This is a genomic window from Pseudomonas sp. 1152_12, from assembly GCF_052850675.1.
This window is the reverse complement of the sequence record NZ_VXCW01000010.1, coordinates 96,338-113,669: the sequence shown is the minus strand read 5'-3', so window position 1 is coordinate 113,669 and position 17,332 is coordinate 96,338. Positions and strand designations below refer to the sequence as shown.

Sequence of the window (17,332 nt, the reverse complement as noted above, 5' to 3'; positions counted from 1 at the left end):
GACGGTTTTCGACATCAAGGATGAAATGGCTATGAGTCTGACCCGTAGTATTGGCATTGCCGAAAGCCCGCATTTCTACGCCGAAATGGGCGAATTGATTGCAAACAGCGGCCACGAAAACTTCGCCGCCTACATGCTGCATCTGGTGGACAAGTGGGTGCCTATCCACTTGGTTGACCTCAGTGAATGGACCCTCGATGAACTGCACGACAGCGTGCGCGAGATCAAGCTACTGGGGAGTGCCGGGCTGAAAAAGGATTTGTCTGCGCCACAAACACTGCACCCGTTGAAGGACCACCCGCTGCTGCGGCAAATGCTGCGCATGCAGGACCCGCTGCTGATCCAGATGAAGGCCAAAGCCAACAGCGCACACCCGCGCGGCAGCTCGCACCAGTGCAACCTGGTGTCACGTCAGGGCAATCGACGCTGGGTGATTTCGTTCTATCGCCCGCCCACCCGCCAGGGGTTTTCCCTGGCTGAGTTGTCGTTTCTCAAGTGCCTGTCGGACACCCTGTTACCGCTGATGGAGCGGCATGCGCAGATCCTGCGCCAGACACCGCACACAGCGACCGAACCTGTTCACGACACCCTGGAGCAGTCGCAGTTGCAGCGCGAGTTCTATAAGCGTTTGTCCCTCAGCGATATCACCTTGTCGGCGCGCGAACAGGAAGTGTGCCTGGGCCTGTTGACCGGCGGCACCGTGCCGCAAATGGCGGAAAAACTCAGCGTGAAGAACAGCTCGATTGAAACCTACCTCAAACGCGCTGCCGCCAAGTTGGGCGTCAGTGGCCGACATGGTTTGGCCAAATGGATGGTTGGCGCCTAATGAACAAAGGGATGCTCACAAGCGTAAGCCTGGCCTGGATGCTCGGCGGTTGCTCGCTGACCCCTGAGTACCAACGGCCGGCGCCACCGGTGCCTGCGCAATACCCCCAAGGTGGGGTCTACAGCCTGGCGCAGGCCGGTGCCGTAGCGGTGACGCCGGACTGGCAACCGTTGTTCCACGACCCCGCGTTGCAACGGTTGATCGGCAATGCGCTGGTCAATAACCGCGACCTACGGGTTGCCGCCCTGAATGTAGAGGCGTTCCAGGCGCAGTACCGCATCCAGCGTGCGGACCTGTTCCCGGCAATCTCGGCCACCGGCGCCGGCAAGCGCCAGAAGTTGCCGGGGGACGTGACGGGCACCGGCAAGTCCGCGATCACTTCCAACTATTCCGCCACCCTGGGGCTCAGCGCGTACGAACTGGATCTGTTCGGCCGTGTGCGCAGCCTCAGCGAACAGGCGATGCTCACGTATTTTGGCACCGAAGAGGCGCGGCGCAGCACGCAACTGAGCCTGGTAGCCAATGTGGCGAATGCCTACCTGACCTGGCGTGCTGACCAGGAACTGCTGGCGCTGGCCCAGCAAACGCTGGTAGCCAACGACCACAGCTGGCAACTCACCAGCCGCAGCAAAAACGCGGGCAAGGCTTCAGCGCTGGACGTGGTGCAAGCGCGCACGGCGGTGCAAAGCACCCGCGCCAGCGTGGCCCGTTATGAACGCCAAGTCGCCCAGGACCTCAACAACCTGGCCCTGCTGGTCGGCGCCCCGGTGGATGAAAACCTGCCATCGCGGCCGCTCGCCGATGATTGGGTGGCGCGCGTGCCGGCCGGTTTGCCCTCGGACCTGCTGCAACGGCGTCCGGATATCCTCCAGGCCGAATATCAACTGCAGGCCGCCAACGCGAATATCGGCGCGGCGCGTGCAGCGTTCTTTCCTTCGATTACCCTCACAGCCAACGCCGGCAGTGCCAGCAAGGAGTTGTCGGGATTGTTCAAGGGCGGCTCGGGCACCTGGACCTTCCAGCCGCAGATCAACCTGCCGATCTTCAATGCCGGCAGTCTGCGCGCCAGCCTTGACTACGCCAAACTGCAAAAAGACATCAGCGTGGCCCAGTACGAAAAGTCGATTCAGACAGCTTTTCAGGAAGTCGCCGACGGCCTCGCTGCCCGCCAGACGTTTAATGACCAGCTTGATGCACAACGCGACTTCGTCACCGCCAACCAGGCCTACTACGACTTGGCCCAACACCGCTACCGCAGCGGTGTGGACAGCAACCTGACGTTCCTTGATGCGCAGCGCTCGTTGTTCAGTTCACAACAGGCGTTGATTGTGGACCGGCTGGCGCAGCTGGTGGCGGAGGTGAACCTGTATACGGCGCTGGGCGGCGCGTGGGGGGATGCGTCGGTGCTTGCAGCGTCAAAATGAAGCCGGTTGAACGTGGGTAATCCCGCATCCAACCTGCAGTTTCTTAGGGTTTGCGTTGCGCCACCCGCCCCCGTTGTTGCCCACATGATCCGCCACCCGCAACGCGCCCTCGGGGTCTAGCCGCACAGCCACTTGCCGGCCTTGGGCCTCGCCCTCGGCATTCAGAAAACCGCTGAGGAAGTCGACCGGTGTGCCAGCTGGTTTGCCATCCTTAAAATTAATCAATACCACCCTGTAACCCGCCTGCGGGCACGAATGCACAGGAGCAACGAGCGGGCTTGCCACAATGAGACCGCTCGCCCGAAAGAACCCGACGGCTCTAAACATCACGGCCAACGGCCCATCGCCAGGCTGAACGGTGAAAACTCGGCAAACTGCCAACGCAACGCCAACGCTGCCGGGCGGCGCACCACGTGCTCCACGGTCAGCGTCCACAACCGCTGTGCGCCTTCGAACGTGGCCACATCGGGGCCGCTGAGGATCAGTGAGGTGCGCCCGGCAATCTGCAGCACGTCGCCCGAGTCGAAATCGATAAACAACAACCCCGCCACCGGGTTCGCCGACAGGTTGCCCAAGGTATTGAAGAACAGGTTGCCGGCGAAGTCAGGGATGGTCAGCACGTTGCCGTCGACGCGCACAAAACCGTTATTGCCGCCGCGATGGGAAACGTCCACCGAACGCTGGCCTTCGACGTCCACAAAGCTTGCGACAAAGAAGGTATCGGCGTTGCGGATCATGGCTTGTGCCGCATCATCCAGACTGTTGGAGCGCTCGGCCAGGGTGCCGGGTTTACGCGCAATCGCATCGATCGGGCGCAGCTGGATGTACTTCGGGCAGTTGCCGAACGTGTGCGCCACGTTGACCGAGAAACCGTCCTGATCAAGGCAGCCGATGCGCCCATTCATGCGATTGCGGCGGCGGGTGCTGAGGTCGATGCCGAGCAGACCAACGGCCCCGCCGCAAAGTAATGCAGGCAGCGCCGGGTCGCCCTTAGACGGCATGCTGTCGACCTGTAATGTCTGCGGATCCGGTGAATGGGCAAACCCCGGCGCGCCTTCCAGCAGTGTCGCCCACGGGATCCCCTGTGCGTCCACCACACCGAACACCAAATAAGGCAGCAACGGATAAAAATCCCGATGCTGCTGCGGCAAATAATCACGGATCACCTTGGGCCCGACCACTGCCATACGCTCGGCAACGCCGGCACTTTCCTGCATCTGCCGTTCGCCGGCATGCCAGGGCGACTGTTCGATCAGGTTCATGGCGATCACCTCATAGTGGATGTGCAGAGGCTAAGCTCAGCCCCCCGTCGAGAGAATACCCACGCGAGTCAATCCACCATTACACCAACTGAAATGCCGGATGCTCACGCAGCGCCACCACGCAGTGGTCGACAAAACTGCGCACGCGCATCGGCGCATTGCGGCCCTCGCGGTAGACCACGTTCACCGGCAACGGCGGCCCTTCAAAGTCTGGCAACACGCGGCGTAACCGGCCGCTCACCAGATGTTCGTGAACCGGGTAACTCAGGCAGCGAATCAACCCTGCACCGTGCACGGCCGCATTGATCGCGCCTTGCACCGTGGCGCAACTCAAGCGTGCGCGGGCCTTGAGTGAATAACCTTGAAAGTCCCAGGGCACCCGATCGGCGCTGGCGATCAGGTGGTGGCGCTTGAGGTCATCGGGGTGCATCGGCTCACCCTGAGTGGCGAGGTAGCTGGGGCTGGCGCAAAGGATAGGCCGCACCTGCCCCACCGACCGGGCGATCAGCGACGAGCTGGGCAGTTCGCCCAACAGTATGGCCACGTCCAGCCCCTCTTCGTGCAGGTTGGGGTAATAGTCGTGATAGTGGGCGACGAGACGCACGTCAGGGTAACGGTCCATGTAAGCCGCCAACACCGGCGCCATCACGTAGCGGCTGAACAGCAGCGGCAAAAATACCTGCAGATTGCCCTGTGGCTGCACGTGCAAGCCTTTGGCCGAGGCCTCGGCGGCGTCCACGGCGGCCAGTAGGCGCACGCAGTCGGTCATATAGGCGTTGCCCGCCTCTGTCAGGCGCACACCCTGCGTCGTACGCAGCAGCAAAGGCACGTGCAGGCGTGCTTCCAGGCGGGCAATCGCGCGGACCAAGGTCGGGCCGGAGACCTGCGCATAACGCGCCGCCGAAGCCAGGCTGGGTTGCCCGGCAAGCGCCGCAAACAGCTGCATGTCGCGAAACCGTTCCATCATGCACGCCGCTCCATCAACTGCGCCGCTGCATTGCCGGGTTCAGGGCCGCGTCCTGCCCGAAGCGATGGCTGAGGAAATCGACAAAGGTGTGGATCTTGGCCGGTACGCGCCCGGTTCTCTGGAACACCACCTGGATCGGCAGCGGTGCCGGCTCGAAGCCCTCAAGGATAAGCTCCAGCTCACCCGCCGCCACCGCTGCCGCGACCTGATAAGACAGCACCCGTGTAACGCCCCACCCCAAACGCGCCAAGTTGATCGCGGCGTTGTTCGCCGTCACCACTAGACGCGGCTCGATGGGCACCGTCAGCGGCTGGTCGCCATCGACAAACCGCCACTCCCTGACCAACTGGCTGGAGGACGAGGTGACGATCTTTACCTCACGCAGTTGCTCAGGTCGCAGCGGCCGCCCACGCTGGTCGAGATAACCGGGTGCAGCACAGACTACCTGGCGTACTTCACCGACCTTGATCGCCTGCTGCCCCGGCTCGTGCAAATGGCCAATACGCACGGCCACATCCACGCCCTCATCGACCATGTTCACCACACGGTCGACCAATAAGGCATTGATGTTCACCAGGGGGAATCGGTCCAGAAACTCGCCCAACACAGGGGCCACATACAGTTCACCAAACAATACGGGCGCGGTCAGCGTCAGGTGGCCGCACGGAATCGAGTAGCTGCCCGCTGCCGCTTCCTCGGCCTCATTCAACTCGGCCAGGATGCGTCGGCAATCTTCCAGGTAGCGCTGGCCAGCTTCGGTCAGATGCAGGCTGCGAGTGGTACGCGCCAGCAGTTGGGTGCCGATGCGTTGCTCCATGGCGGCAATGGCCCGGGTCACGCTGGGCGGCGAGGTTTTCAGGCGACGCGCGGCGGCGGCGAAGCCCTCCTCCTCGGCCACTGCCAGGAATACCTGCATTTCATGAAATCGGTCCATCCGCGCCCCTTCTATCAACTGAACACCAGCCACTTGTGGTGAGGAAGCGTGCTGCCTCGCCACAGCGTGTTCACCTTACTTCGATTGCAAACCTACTGCCGTACGCGGCATACCGACAAAACCCGGCAAAGCTTCAATCGCGGCGAGCCAGGCGCGCACCTGAGAGTAGTCGGCCAGTGACACATTGCCTTCCGGCGCGTGGGCCAAGTAGGTGTAGAAAGCAATATCGGCAATGCTCAGTTGCTCACCAGCCAGGAAGCGGCTTTGGCTCAATTGCTGTTCCACCACTCTCAACAGGGCGTGGGAGCGGTTGATGACGCTCACGGTATCGACCTCGGCGCCAAACACCACGGCCAGCCGCGCGGCAGCAGGCCCGCCGTGGAGTTGACCGGCGGCAACCGAGAGCCAGCGCTGCACACGCGCTAGACCCACTGGGTCGCTCGGCAGCCATTGCCCGTTGCCATAGGTGGTCGCAAGGTAGACCAGGATCGCATTGGAATCGGCTAAGACGGTGCCGTTGTCGTCAATGACCGGCACTTGGCCGAAGCTGTTCAGGTTGGCCATAAAATCCGCGGATTTCTGCGCGCCTTGCTTGAGGTCCACCAGGATGAACTCGCTCGGCAGCCCCAACAGCGACAACATCAGTTCAACCCGGTGGGAGTGGCCAGAGAGCGGGAAACCATAGAGTTTGATCGAATGCTGGGACATGAAAGGCTCCAAAAGTGGGGGATCGACGCCAGGCATGGTCTACCGCTGCGCTGATCGCCGGAATCACCAGGATTTACAATCGAGCATTTCACCCGGCGAAACAATCACTCGCCAAACAATTGCATGATCAGATTGAACAACCGGGTCTTCACTGCACTGTCCAACTCGGCCCAGGCCAGCCCGGTGCTGGCCTGAAACGCTCCCAGCTCGAGGTGGCGCGCCACGCAATTAGCCGGCAATGCCCGGGCCGCCTGCTGCGGCAACACCCCGACACCCAACCCGGCAGAGACTAGCGCAAGCAGGGTGGTGAACTCGCCCAGCTCCGAGGCAATGTCCAGCGTGGTCCCCAAGGCCTGCATAAACGCGTCATAGAACCCCGGCGCATAACGTCGCGCGAGGATGTACACCGGCACGTTGAGTAAGTTCGTGGGCTGGAGGGTATCCCGGGCCGCCGTGGCCGATATCGAAGAACACCTCGGGCCGCTGGAGATCCTGGTCAACAATGCCGGCATGCAACGCCGTGGCCCGCTGGGTACGGTGTTCGGTAAGCGCGTACTGGTGACCGGCTGCGGCCCGATCGGCAGCCTGCGCGCCGCCGGTGCCGGTGAAATCGTGGCCGTGGACCTGTCTGCCAGCGCCCTCGCCTGCGCCGAAAACATGGACGCCACGCGCACCCACAACCTTGTGGCACGTTCCGCTTCCATTCGGAGTTCGCCCAAGCGGTGGACTTGCTCAATCGCCAGATCGTGGATGTGCGCCCGGTGATCTCCCATACCGTGCCGTTTGGGGAGGCGGTAAAAGCGTTTGAGTTGGCGGCGGATAAGACCCAGGCGATGAAGGTGGTGCTGGATTTTGGCGTGGCAGATTTGGATTGAAGCCCTCTCGCTAACCCCTGTGGGAGCTGTCGAGCTTTAGCGAGGCTGCGATAACGGTGGTTCAGTCAACTTATTCGGCGACTGATACACCGCTATCGCAGGCAAGCCTGCTCCCACATCTGAGCTGAGTTGGCTGCTCTGTCAGCGTTCTTCGAGACGATCGCGCAAAAAACGGTGGCTAGTAGAAAACAGCCGCCGGTACGTGAGCAACACCGCTCCCACCGTGCCCAAAGCCGACGACGCGGCAATCAGAAACATGATCACGATCTGATAACGCACTGCGTCCACCGGGCTCTCCCCTGCCAGCACCTGGCCGGTCATCATGCCGGGCAGGCTGACGATGCCGACCACGGTCATCTGGTTCAACGTGGGGATCATCCCGGCGCGCACCGCCTGACGAATCGCTTCCTGGGCGGCTTCCCAGCGTGAACCGCCGAGCGCCAGGATCATCTCGATGGTGTTACGCCCGGAGGTCAGTTCCTGGGTCATGCGCTCAATCCCCAGGGACACGCCGGTCAGGGTGTTGCCAAGGATCATCCCCAAAATCGGAATCGCATATTGCGGCTCGTACCACGGGTGGATGCGGATCACCGCAAACAAACCCACCGCCGTGACCAGCCACGAGCTGCCCCACACCGACAGGATGCTGTCGACCCGTTGCCCGCGATAGGTCCTGCGCCCACGCCCCGCCGCCGACAGGCCGGCGATCAAGGTCATTGCGCACATCAGCGGCAGCACCACGTACCAGTACGCGAACTCGAACACCCAACCGAGCAGATAACCGATGGCCAACAATTGCACCACAGTGCGCACCGCCGCCCACAGCAATTGTCGACCAAGGCCCAAGCGCAACAGCAATGACAGCGCGCCGTTGATCAGGATCAGCGAGGCGGCGATGCCCATGTCCAGCGCGCTGAGGTTTTGATAGTTCATGGCTGCGCCGCTCCACTCAGCACGCCCGCGCTCATGTGCAGGTGGATGGCGCTCATGCGTTGGGCCTGTTCGAGGTCGTGGGACACCCAGACGTAAGCACGCGAATTGTCGGCGGCAAACCAGGCGTCGATCAGCGCTTCCACATCACGCGATGACGTGGGATCGAGGGCGGCGGTAGGTTCGTCGAGCAACAGCACTTCGGGATTCAGCTGCAAGGTGCGAATCAACGAGACCACCTGGGACTCACCGCCGGACAGATCGCCGGCGTTTTTGCCGAGGAAGTCCGGGGGTTTACCGGCATGCCCCAGCAGCGTGGTGACCGCCTGCAAATCGAAGCTGCGCTTGCGCAAGGTCTTGAGGCTGAAGGGGAAGCGCAGATTGTCTTCCACCGTGCCCTCAAGCAGCGCCGGGCGTTGCGACAGGTAGCTGATATGGCTGCGATAGTGGGGAATCTCAGCGTTAGCGATAGGCTGGCCATTCCACAAAATTTGCCCCGAAGTGGGCGCATCCAGCAGCGCCAGCGCACGCAGGAACACGCTTTTTCCGGAGCCGGAAGAACCGGTGATCGACACGCGGTCGGCGCTGTTCAGAGTGAAGTCCGTGGGCTGGAGCAAGACCACTTGGCGACGCTCGTCCTTACGCGTGAGGGCGCGGGTTTCTATCAGTGCGCTCATGGACGCGGTGTTCCTCTTAAATCCAGTTGGCGCAATGGTGCGGCAGGCGGGCGAAGTTTTCATGAAAAAATTCAAACTATCGCCATTCATGTCGCTCACACCTTCACGTGCCACGTAAACAGGAGGCGACATGCACTACCGACAACTGGGCCATTCGGGCCTGCTGGTATCCGAAATCATCTTGGGCACCGTGCCATTCGGCGGTCGCGCCGAGTTCGAAAAATGCGGCTCGGTGGACGTGCCCCAGGCCAAGCGCATGTTCGACATCGCGTTCGACGCCGGGGTGAACATGGTCGACACCGCCGACCTCTACTCCCACGGCCTGGCCGAAGAAGTGGTGGGTAAAGCCTTGGGCGACAAGCGCCACGACATCCTGCTGGCCACCAAGGGCCGCAGCCCCGTGGACAACAACCCAAACAACTCCGGCTCCTCGCGTTACCACCTGATCCGCGCCTGCGAAGCCAGTTTGAAACGCCTGGGCACCGATCACATCGACCTCTACCAATTGCACAACTGGGACGGCCTGACGCCGATCGAGGAAACCCTCGAAGCGCTGCGGCTGTTAGTTGGCTCGGGCAAGATTCGCTACTTCGGCACCAGCAACTTCACCGCCTGGCAGATGATGAAAACCCTGGGCAAGGCTGAGCTTCACGGCATGCTCAAACCCATCACCCAGCAGATTTACTACACGCCCGAATCCCGCGAGGCCGAGTACGAATTGCTGCCGCTGGCGCTCGACCAGTCGATCGGCACGCTGGTGTGGGCGCCGATGGGCGAAGGCCTGCTGACCGGCTCGACCCGGCGCGGGCATAAGCCACCGGCCAATACCCGTCAGGGCAGCGGCTGGCCGGAACCCTATGTGCATGACCAGGAACGCGCGCTGGACATCATCGAAACCCTCGCCGCCGTGGGCGATGAGCATGGCGTGTCGGTCGCGCGCACGTGCCTGGCGTGGCTCAAGGATCGCCCGGGCATCACCTCGCTGATCGTCGGCGCTCGCACCGAAGAACACCTGCGCGACAACCTCGCGGCGACCGAACTGAAACTCACCGAGGAGCAGCGTTCACGCATCGAAGCGGTGACGCGTAGACAACCGCTGTACCCGTACTGGCATCGTTTTACAGCCGGGATTGATCGCTTTGACCCGGCGGAGCAACCCTTCCTGGCCGAGCATCAAAAGACCCTGGATGCGCGCAAGGACAAGTAACTCAATGGGACGGGTTGCGCACTGAGGCGTGGGCACGGGGCCTGGGCAACACACCCTGTGCCCACTAGACTGCCGCATTCCCATAGAAAGGATGCCCCATGGTCGACCCAAAAGATGCCGATACACAGCCCAACCGCATTAAAGCCGCATGGTTGTGGAAAGTGGTTAAGTTTGAAAGCCTGTCGATCATGGTGCTGCTATTTGCACTGCTTTATTCAAACGGATACGCCTATCTTGAGACCTATAACCTCAAGCTCGGCGTTCCCGTTAATCGGCTGGGCTACGATACCTATCAGTTCGTGGTGTATGGCGGCATCGACATTCTGGTCAAGCTGGGTGCGATGCTGTTTGTCATCGCAGGCGGCACGATCTTCGCGCTCCTGGTGTACTTCACTGAAAACCCGGATCGAGTGTTCCCCACCAGGACGCAGGACCCCACCGCTTTTACCTATCGACTGGGACAGCGGCTGAAGAAAAGCTACACAAAAGCCAGGATGCAGATCACGGCAGTGCTGCTGATCACCTTGCTCACCTTTCTTGCCTGGGGCTGCTGGAAGATCGCGTTCTCCCAATCCATCGAACGCGGCAAGCTGAATGCTTACCAGGAAATTCGTGACTGCAAACCGTCAACCCTCCAGCTCAATAACCTCGACGTGGTCACGGGCTGTATCGTCGGCGAGAGTGATGACATGCTCTACCTGATAGAAAAACACAGCGAAGGTAAAGACGAGATCACGTTTAAAAAGCAGATACTGCCCAAACAAAATCTTCGCTCAACCTCCGGCATGTCCACGCTTACAAAACCACGCTGATACTCAACGCGCCCACGTAACGCCATCAGGTATGGCCTGCCCCGAAGAGTCGAGCAGCCGGCTTAAGGCGGTTCATGGATCGGGCAGCCATCATGCTCGGCCCTGAAACCGGACGTCCTCTCCTAAGCCCGTTTACGCACCCGCATTACCTCGCCCAATGGGCGATGCACTGAGCCGGGCCGGTTGATCAGCGCTTGGGCAACAGCCCGACCGCGCACGCCACCACCGCCGGGTCGCCCTGGTAGAGGGCGCGCGGCGCCGTCGAGAGTTGACTGACGCGGCTGTCAACGGCGCGCAGTGTCGGCCGCTCGACCGTCGGCAGGCTATGGTCGGGGTCGACCACTTCCATGCAACGGCGCAGCGAGTTGAAGTCCGGCGATTGCGACAGTGACAGGTGCAGGGTCTGGCTCACCGACACTGACACCACCGAGCTCTGCGCGCATTGCCCGTCATAGATCAGCGTGTGGCGAATCAGCGGGTTGTCGTGGCAGTACTTCAACACGTTCACCTGCCGCGAGTGCACCAGCGCGGTATTGATGATCAACAGGTCGAACGCCACGCCGTCCGCGCGTGTCAACGCCTGCAACTCGTCGAACGAGCTCAAGGGGGCGATGCGGTAATAGCCCAGTTGGTTGAGCATTTTCTCGATCTTGATCCGCTGCAGAAGGTCTGCATCGGCAATCAGAAGGCGTAACGCTTTATTGGACATAGGGTAAACCTGACAGGTGGGCATCCGCGTCGATCATTCAACGCCGATCACGTTACCCGTCAGGGGGGAAACCTGACTTTAAGGCGATTCTGAAACGGCCGCCGGGTAGACCTGCCAACTTTTAAGAATCGCCTGAAAGCCCTTGCCCCACCCGGCACCTACCATGGGCTGCGTTCCCACACGCCCCCATGGAATCCATCCTTGCTCATGTTTCTACTCAGAATGGTGATTTTAGCCTGCGCACTGCTGGCTCTGGCACCGCCGCCCGCCAGCGCCGCGCTGAAGATCGAAGGCACGCGCCTGATCTATTTCGGCCAGGACAAGGGCGCCACCATCAGCGTGGTCAATCAGGCGCCGCGTGAGGTCGTGGTGCAAACCTGGATCACCGGCGAGGACGACGCCACCGACCGCAACGTACCGTTTGCCGCCACCGAGCCGCTGGTACAACTGGCCGCCGGCGAGCATCACCCGTTGCGCATCCTGTATGCCGGTGAAGGCTTGCCAAGCGACCGCGAATCGTTGTTCTGGCTCAACATCATGGAAATACCACTCAAGCCCGAAGACCCCAACAGCGTGCAATTCGCGATACGCCAGCGGCTCAAGTTGTTCTACCGGCCGCCCGCGCTCAAAGGTGGCTCGGCCGAAGCGGTGCGCCAGTTGGTCTGGAGCCGCGGCGACGGGCGCACCGTCACGGTCCGTAACCCCAGTGCTTTTCACCTGTCACTGGTGAACCTGCAGACCGACAACGAGGCGCTCAGCGATTACCTGCTGCTCAAGCCGTACGAGAGCAAAACCCTGACCGCGCCGAGCCCCTTGCCCAAAGGCACCACCCTCCATTTCACCGAAATCACCGATATCGGTTTGCAGGCCCGCCATCGCGCGGCGCTTAACTGATGATTCGCGGGGTATTTACACCAATGTCACTCACTCAACGCTTTTTACCCATGCTGCTGTGGGCCGGCGCGATCCTGCCCGCTACCAGCCACGCACTGGCCTGCCGTGAAGACGGCACCAACTCGATCATCACCCAAGAGGCATTGGGTACCGCGCTGGCGGTCGCCGCCGATGCCCCCAACGGCAGCATCATCTGGGAGTCCGGCCCGCGCTCCACCAATGTGATCTGCAAGGACGACTACAGCGTCGGCCGCGAAGAAGTGTACTTCTACGTCAACCCGGCCAGCGTCAGCATCGGAACGGGTATCCGCGTGGGCATTCGTTATAACAACCAGCCGATTACCCAAAGCACCGGCAAGGTCGGTACCGGATTTTTTTCCGATCGTGGCTGCAACCTGGCCAACTGCAAAGGCTGGGACAAGGCGCGCTTTACGCTCAATTTCAGCGTGTTCATCGAGAAGTACGACCCCACGCCACCCAGCGGCCAGGCCAGTACCTTGACGTCATACCGCGTGTTCCAGCTCGACGGCGTGCGCGGGCTCAATTCACGACCCAACAGTAACTTCAACTACGTGGTCACCGGCATGAACGGCATCCGCTTCGTGCCCTGCACGCCCGAGCTGACCATCACCCCCAGCGTGGTCAAATTCCCCACGCCGTCGCGCAAGGCGTCAATCGGCGAAGTCGCCAGCAGCGCGAACTTCAGCCTGAACCTGCGCAAGGGCTGTGACACGCCCTACACCGTCAGTGCACGCTTCGCCTCCACGCCGGGCGGCGGCAGCGTGATCAACAGCTTGCTGGTGCCGGATAACAACAAATCGGTGGGCATCTCATTGTCTCGCGCCGAGAGCCAGCAACCGTTACCGTTCAACAATTGGTTCACCCTGCAGGAGCTGATGGGCCTGGGCCAGAGCCATGACGAATTCCGCGCCGACCTGAAGTGGCGCACCCTGCCGATTCCCGGCGCATTCGACGCCGCAGTGGTGGTGGACATGTACTACAAGTAGTGGCTTTTAAGGATCGTCTTATGCCACACGCAAAGGTCGACGCTTAAAGTCCACCGATGCGATTGAAAAGTTATCTGCTCCAGATCAACCCCGTCCTCTCCCGACCCGAAGCAGCCAGAAGGCTGCTTCGTATTTTCGCGACCGTGCTGCTCATCGGCATCCTCAGCGGCGTCTACACCTTTGTGCTGTCGACCTTCAATAACGATATCTCCCAACGCCGTGGCTACATGAGCAGCGCTATCGCCCAAGCCCATACCTTTTTCACCAACCGCGAAGCCTTGCTCGAAAGCCTGAGCCTGTCGGCGGTGCGTAAACACTCAAAAATTTACCCCGCCTCCCCGGAAGAACAACAAGTGCAACTGGGCGACACGCCCGGCAACCCGTGGAGCATGTGGCTGACCGAGCGCCTGCGCGACTACCTCAAGGCCAAGCAGCTCAACCTGCTTTACGTGAATGCTGGCCCCGCCCCGCAGGTGATGCGCCTGTATGACGCGACTGCGCAGGTATTGCCGATTTCCAAGTGCATGCTCAACCGCCTCAAAGCCTTGCAACACAGCGACCCGGCGACGCTCAGCGAGTTGTGGCTGAGCGACCGCACCGAGCACCACTCGCACCTGTACATTTTTATCCGCATGGACCGCCAAGACCCCAACTCAGGCTGGCTGGGCCTGGAGATGGAAAGCCGCGAAGTGTCCTCTACCCTCAGCGACCAGAGTGCTGGCGAGTTCATGATGCTCAACTCACAAGGCATGCTGGTGTTCACCAACAGCGATGACACACAGCTGCGCCAGCAACACCTGCGGCCCGGCGAAGACAGCTTTTTCGGCTTTGTCGGCAGCGGTTTGCTGCCCGATCATCTGGTGATCCGCAAGCACCTGAAGTCCTCAGACTGGCAGTTGATGTACTCCATCGACCTGCGTGCGGTGGTTGCTGGCCTGTGGAAACAGCTGCTCGGTTCGCTGCTGTTCTGCCTGTTCAGCCTGACGCTGATCTGGCTGGTGATGCGCCGGGTCGACCAGCGCTTCATCGTTCCCTCGATCCATCGCATCCAGGCGTTGATCGAAAGTGAGGCATTCGGCCGTGATGTGATCCAGGCCGCGCCCGTCGCCCTGTGCGTACTGCGCCGCGCCGACGGCCAAGTGGTGCTGGAAAACACCCTGGCCCAGCAATGGCTGGGCCACGGCCCGGAGCGCGAGGCGTTGCGTGCCGGCTGGATCGAACAGGCCTTCGCCGACGCACCCAACGAGCATAGCGATTACTTTGAAACCATCGACGGCCGCCACCTGTACCTGAGCAGCGCGCCGACCCGCTACAGAGGCGAGGACGTGTTGTTTTGCGCCTTCAGCGATATCAGCGCGCGCAAGCAAGTCGAGGCGGCGCTGGAAGAAGCGCGGCAGTCGGCAGATGCAGCCAACGCGGCCAAGACCTTGTTCCTGGCGACCATGAGCCATGAAATCCGCACGCCGTTGTATGGCGTGCTCGGCACCCTGGAATTGCTCGCGCGCACGCAACTGGACGCCCAGCAAAAAGACTATCTGCATGCCATCGAAGGCTCGTCTTCAACCTTGCTGCAACTGATCTGTGACGTGCTGGACGTGTCGAAAATCGAGGCCGGGCAGCTGGCATTGGAAATGAGCGAGTTTTCACCGCTGGACCTGGTCCACGAAATCATCCAGGGCTACGCCGCAGCCGCCCAGGGCAAAGGCCTGCAACTGTATGCCTGCTTCGACCCGAAGTTGCCGGAACGGCTGATCGGCGACGTGACCCGCATCCGCCAGATTCTGAACAATTTGCTGAACAACGCGGTGAAGTTCACCGACTACGGGCGCGTGGTGTTGCGGGTCAAAGTGCTCGGCCGCGATGGCGAGCGCTCGAGCCTGTTGTGGCAGGTTTCGGACACCGGCAAAGGCATTGCCCAGGAAGACCAGGCGATGATTTTCGAGCCGTTCTACCAGAGCGAAGGCAACACCAACGTGGTCGCCGGCACCGGCCTGGGCTTGCCGATCTGCCAGCGTCTGACCGAATTGATGAACGGCAATATCCGCATGGTCAGCGAACTGGGGCTGGGCAGCAGTTTCAGCCTGATCCTGCCGCTGGAAGAAGCCCCGCCCCCACCGATGACGCCGCTGTTGGCCGAGACCATTTACGTAGTGTCGCCGATCCCGGAGCTGGCGCATTCCATCAGCGGCTGGCTGCGCCGCTGGGGGGCTCGCGCCCAGGCCGGCCTGCCGACACTGCCCGAAAGCCATCTGCTGCTGCAAGTTCACCCTGGCAGCATCGACCCACTGCTGGCGCCGGAGTGGCCGGGGCCGGTGATTCACGTCAGCACCAACGCCTGCACCGCGCTGGAGGCAAACACGGGCGCCTGGCACGTCAACCTCAACCACCTTGGCGCGATTCATCAAGCCGTAAGCCAGGCACAAGGGCTGTGGGTGGCCCGCACCGGTGAGCAGACGCGCCAGCGTGACCTGAACAAACTCAACCTGCACCTGCTGGTGGCCGAGGACAACATCATTAACCAGCTGATTTTGCGTGACCAGCTCGAAGAGCTTGGCTGCACCGTGGAGCTGGCAGCTGATGGTCAGGAAGCGTTGCAGCTGTACACCGCCGGCAACTTCGACGTGGTGTTGACGGATGTGAACATGCCCCACATCAACGGCTATGACCTGGCGCGCGAACTGCGCCGCCAAGGCTGCCCGTTGCCGATTATCGGGGCCACCGCCAACGCCATGCGCGGCGAGGCCGACCTGTGCCTGGCCGCTGGCATGAACCATTGCCTGGTCAAACCCTTTGCGTTGCGGGCTCTATTCAACTCCCTGGCGCCTTATGCACGGATCACCCATGAAGCCCCTTAGTATTTTGATCGTCGAGGACCATCCCCTGCAGCACATCTACCTGCAGCACCTGCTCAGTGAGTTGGGGGATTTCATGCTCGAAACCGCCGAGGACGGCAAAGAAGCGCTGGAGCGCCTGCGCCAGCGCGATTTCGACTTGGTACTGACCGACCTGCTGATGCCCGGCATGGACGGCGTGCAATTTATCCAGTGCCTGGCCAGCCTGCGTTGCAAGCCGGCGCTGGCAATCATGAGTGCGGCGTCGCGGCGCATGTTGATGGCGGCAAGCCTGGTGGCGAAAAACCTCGATGTGGAAGTGATCGGGCTGATCTCCAAACCCGTCGCTGCCGACGCTCTGCGCAGCCTGGTGGACCAGCTCAAGAACAGCGTACGCAAGCCCTCCCCGGCTTTGCCCGAACACTTGGACATCGACCGCCACACCCTGCTCCAGGCCATGAGTTCAGGCCAGCTCCAGGCCTGGTTCCAGCCGAAAAAATCCCTGGCCAACGGGCGCATTGTCGCCGCCGAAGCGCTGGTGCGCTGGATGCACCCCGAGCAAGGCGTGATGCTGCCCGCCGCGTTCCTGCCGGCGATCAAAGCGTTCGAGCTGGAGGAGCGGCTATTGTGGGTGGTGCTCAAGCAGGCAATCCACGCCCAGGAACGCTGGCGCCAACGTGGCTACGAAATCCCGGTGTCGATCAACCTGCCCACCCACCTGCTCAACAGTCACGACCTGGCCGACCGCTTGCTGGAGTTTGTGCTGCACCACGACGGCATCCCGGGAATGATCTGCTTCGAGCTGATGGAATGTTCGGTGCCCCAGGACATCAGCAACTTCTACGCCGGTGCCTGCCGCCTGCGCATCAAGGGCTTTGGCCTGTCCCAGGATGACTTTGGCAAGGGCTATAGCTCGTACCTGAACCTGGTCTCCACGCCGTTCACCGAATTGAAGATCGACCAGGCACTGGTACAGGGTTGCCACGACAACGAGGGCATGGCCCAAGCCCTGGCGAGCATTATTGCGTTGGGGCGCAAACTCGGCCTGACCGTGGTGGCCGAAGGGGTGGAAACACCGCAGCAACTGGCCCTGCTGCGCAAAGTTGACTGCAATCAGGTGCAGGGTTTCCTGATTTCTCACGCGGTTTCTTCTGAACAATTTCAACAACTACTGAACAATGATGGCCCCGCGACATCTCACTAGTTGGCGGCCACGGATTATCTGTTCGATAGTAAGGAGTAAGCTCCATCCTGTGCCGATTTACCCTG

16 protein-coding genes and 1 pseudogene are annotated in these 17,332 nt (G+C 61.4%); 9 read left to right on the top strand and 8 right to left on the bottom strand.

The genetic code is table 11. The annotated features are described in order from the left end of the window. Positions 1-31: 31 nt before the first annotated feature. Both FW764_RS19640 and adeC read left to right on the top strand, forming a co-directional pair. Positions 32-826, top strand: a complete 795-nt coding sequence (locus FW764_RS19640) for a helix-turn-helix transcriptional regulator (protein WP_446435277.1) — start codon at positions 32-34, stop codon at positions 824-826. Continuing rightward, positions 826-2,250, top strand: coding sequence for an AdeC/AdeK/OprM family multidrug efflux complex outer membrane factor (gene adeC / locus FW764_RS19635; protein ID WP_446435276.1), 1,425 nt, complete (start codon positions 826-828; stop codon positions 2,248-2,250). The genes FW764_RS19640 and adeC overlap by 1 nt, the downstream gene beginning before the upstream one ends. Positions 2,251-2,576: 326 nt before the next feature. Here the strand turns inward: adeC and FW764_RS19630 are convergent, their stop codons facing one another. The 5 genes and pseudogenes from FW764_RS19630 to FW764_RS19610 all read right to left on the bottom strand — a co-directional run. Then, a complete protein-coding gene (locus FW764_RS19630) occupies positions 2,577-3,512 on the bottom strand; it encodes a flavin-nucleotide-binding protein (protein WP_446435275.1) in 936 nt (311 codons plus the stop codon). A 79-nt stretch (positions 3,513-3,591) separates the two neighbouring features. After that, entirely contained in the window at positions 3,592-4,476 is an 885-nt protein-coding gene (locus FW764_RS19625; RefSeq protein WP_446435425.1) for a LysR family transcriptional regulator, read from the bottom strand. A 16-nt stretch (positions 4,477-4,492) separates the two neighbouring features. Beyond that, complete coding sequence (locus FW764_RS19620) at positions 4,493-5,413, bottom strand: LysR family transcriptional regulator (RefSeq protein WP_446435274.1); 921 nt, start codon at positions 5,411-5,413, stop codon at positions 4,493-4,495. A gap of 75 nt (positions 5,414-5,488) precedes the next feature. Continuing rightward, entirely contained in the window at positions 5,489-6,121 is a 633-nt protein-coding gene (locus FW764_RS19615; RefSeq protein ID WP_446435273.1) for a glutathione S-transferase family protein, read from the bottom strand. 104 nt (positions 6,122-6,225) lie between these two features. Then, positions 6,226-6,573, bottom strand: a pseudogene (locus tag FW764_RS19610) (LysR substrate-binding domain-containing protein); the annotation flags it as partial. On the opposite strand from FW764_RS19610, the gene FW764_RS19605 reads away from it, so the two are divergent. Then, complete coding sequence (locus FW764_RS19605; protein ID WP_446435430.1) at positions 6,536-6,886, top strand: hypothetical protein; 351 nt, start codon at positions 6,536-6,538, stop codon at positions 6,884-6,886. The pseudogene FW764_RS19610 and the gene FW764_RS19605 sit on opposite strands and share 38 nt — an antisense overlap. Before the next feature lie 251 nt (positions 6,887-7,137). Here FW764_RS19605 and FW764_RS19600 read toward each other — a convergent pair whose 3' ends face one another. Together FW764_RS19600 and FW764_RS19595 are read right to left on the bottom strand one after the other, a co-directional pair. Continuing rightward, the gene (locus FW764_RS19600; protein ID WP_446435272.1) at positions 7,138-7,929 is read right to left on the bottom strand and encodes an ABC transporter permease; all 792 of its coding nucleotides are present in this window, start codon (positions 7,927-7,929) and stop codon (positions 7,138-7,140) included. After that, positions 7,926-8,603, bottom strand: a complete 678-nt coding sequence (locus FW764_RS19595) for an ABC transporter ATP-binding protein (protein ID WP_446435271.1) — start codon at positions 8,601-8,603, stop codon at positions 7,926-7,928. The genes FW764_RS19600 and FW764_RS19595 overlap by 4 nt, the downstream gene beginning before the upstream one ends. A 130-nt stretch (positions 8,604-8,733) precedes the next feature. Between FW764_RS19595 and FW764_RS19590 the strand changes: the two genes are divergently transcribed. After that, positions 8,734-9,810, top strand: a complete 1,077-nt coding sequence (locus tag FW764_RS19590; RefSeq protein ID WP_446435270.1) for an aldo/keto reductase — start codon at positions 8,734-8,736, stop codon at positions 9,808-9,810. Between the two features lie 98 nt (positions 9,811-9,908). Continuing rightward, complete coding sequence (locus tag FW764_RS19585) at positions 9,909-10,622, top strand: hypothetical protein (protein WP_446435269.1); 714 nt, start codon at positions 9,909-9,911, stop codon at positions 10,620-10,622. Between the two features lie 187 nt (positions 10,623-10,809). Here the strand turns inward: FW764_RS19585 and FW764_RS19580 are convergent, their stop codons facing one another. Then, on the bottom strand, positions 10,810-11,331 hold the full coding sequence (locus FW764_RS19580; protein ID WP_446435268.1) for a chemotaxis protein CheY: 522 nt from the start codon (positions 11,329-11,331) through the stop codon (positions 10,810-10,812). Positions 11,332-11,538: 207 nt separating this feature from the next. Here FW764_RS19580 and FW764_RS19575 point away from each other — a divergent pair, with 207 nt between their 5' ends. Genes FW764_RS19575 through FW764_RS19560 form a run of 4 tightly spaced genes read left to right on the top strand, consistent with a single transcriptional unit; the run spans position 11,539 to position 17,267 of the window. Next, positions 11,539-12,225 carry a fimbrial biogenesis chaperone gene (locus tag FW764_RS19575; protein WP_446435267.1) on the top strand — a complete coding sequence of 229 codons (687 nt, stop codon included), beginning with the start codon at positions 11,539-11,541 and terminating at the stop codon, positions 12,223-12,225. 23 nt (positions 12,226-12,248) lie between these two features. Then, positions 12,249-13,232: a fimbrial protein gene (locus FW764_RS19570; protein WP_446435266.1), complete on the top strand. Its 984-nt coding sequence runs from the start codon at positions 12,249-12,251 to the stop codon at positions 13,230-13,232. Positions 13,233-13,288: 56 nt separating this feature from the next. Continuing rightward, the gene (locus tag FW764_RS19565; RefSeq protein ID WP_446435265.1) at positions 13,289-16,087 is read left to right on the top strand and encodes an ATP-binding protein; all 2,799 of its coding nucleotides are present in this window, start codon (positions 13,289-13,291) and stop codon (positions 16,085-16,087) included. After that, positions 16,074-17,267 carry an EAL domain-containing response regulator gene (locus FW764_RS19560; RefSeq protein ID WP_446435264.1) on the top strand — a complete coding sequence of 398 codons (1,194 nt, stop codon included), beginning with the start codon at positions 16,074-16,076 and terminating at the stop codon, positions 17,265-17,267. Before FW764_RS19565 ends, FW764_RS19560 begins: the two co-directional genes overlap by 14 nt. The last annotated feature ends 65 nt before the right edge of the window (positions 17,268-17,332 follow it).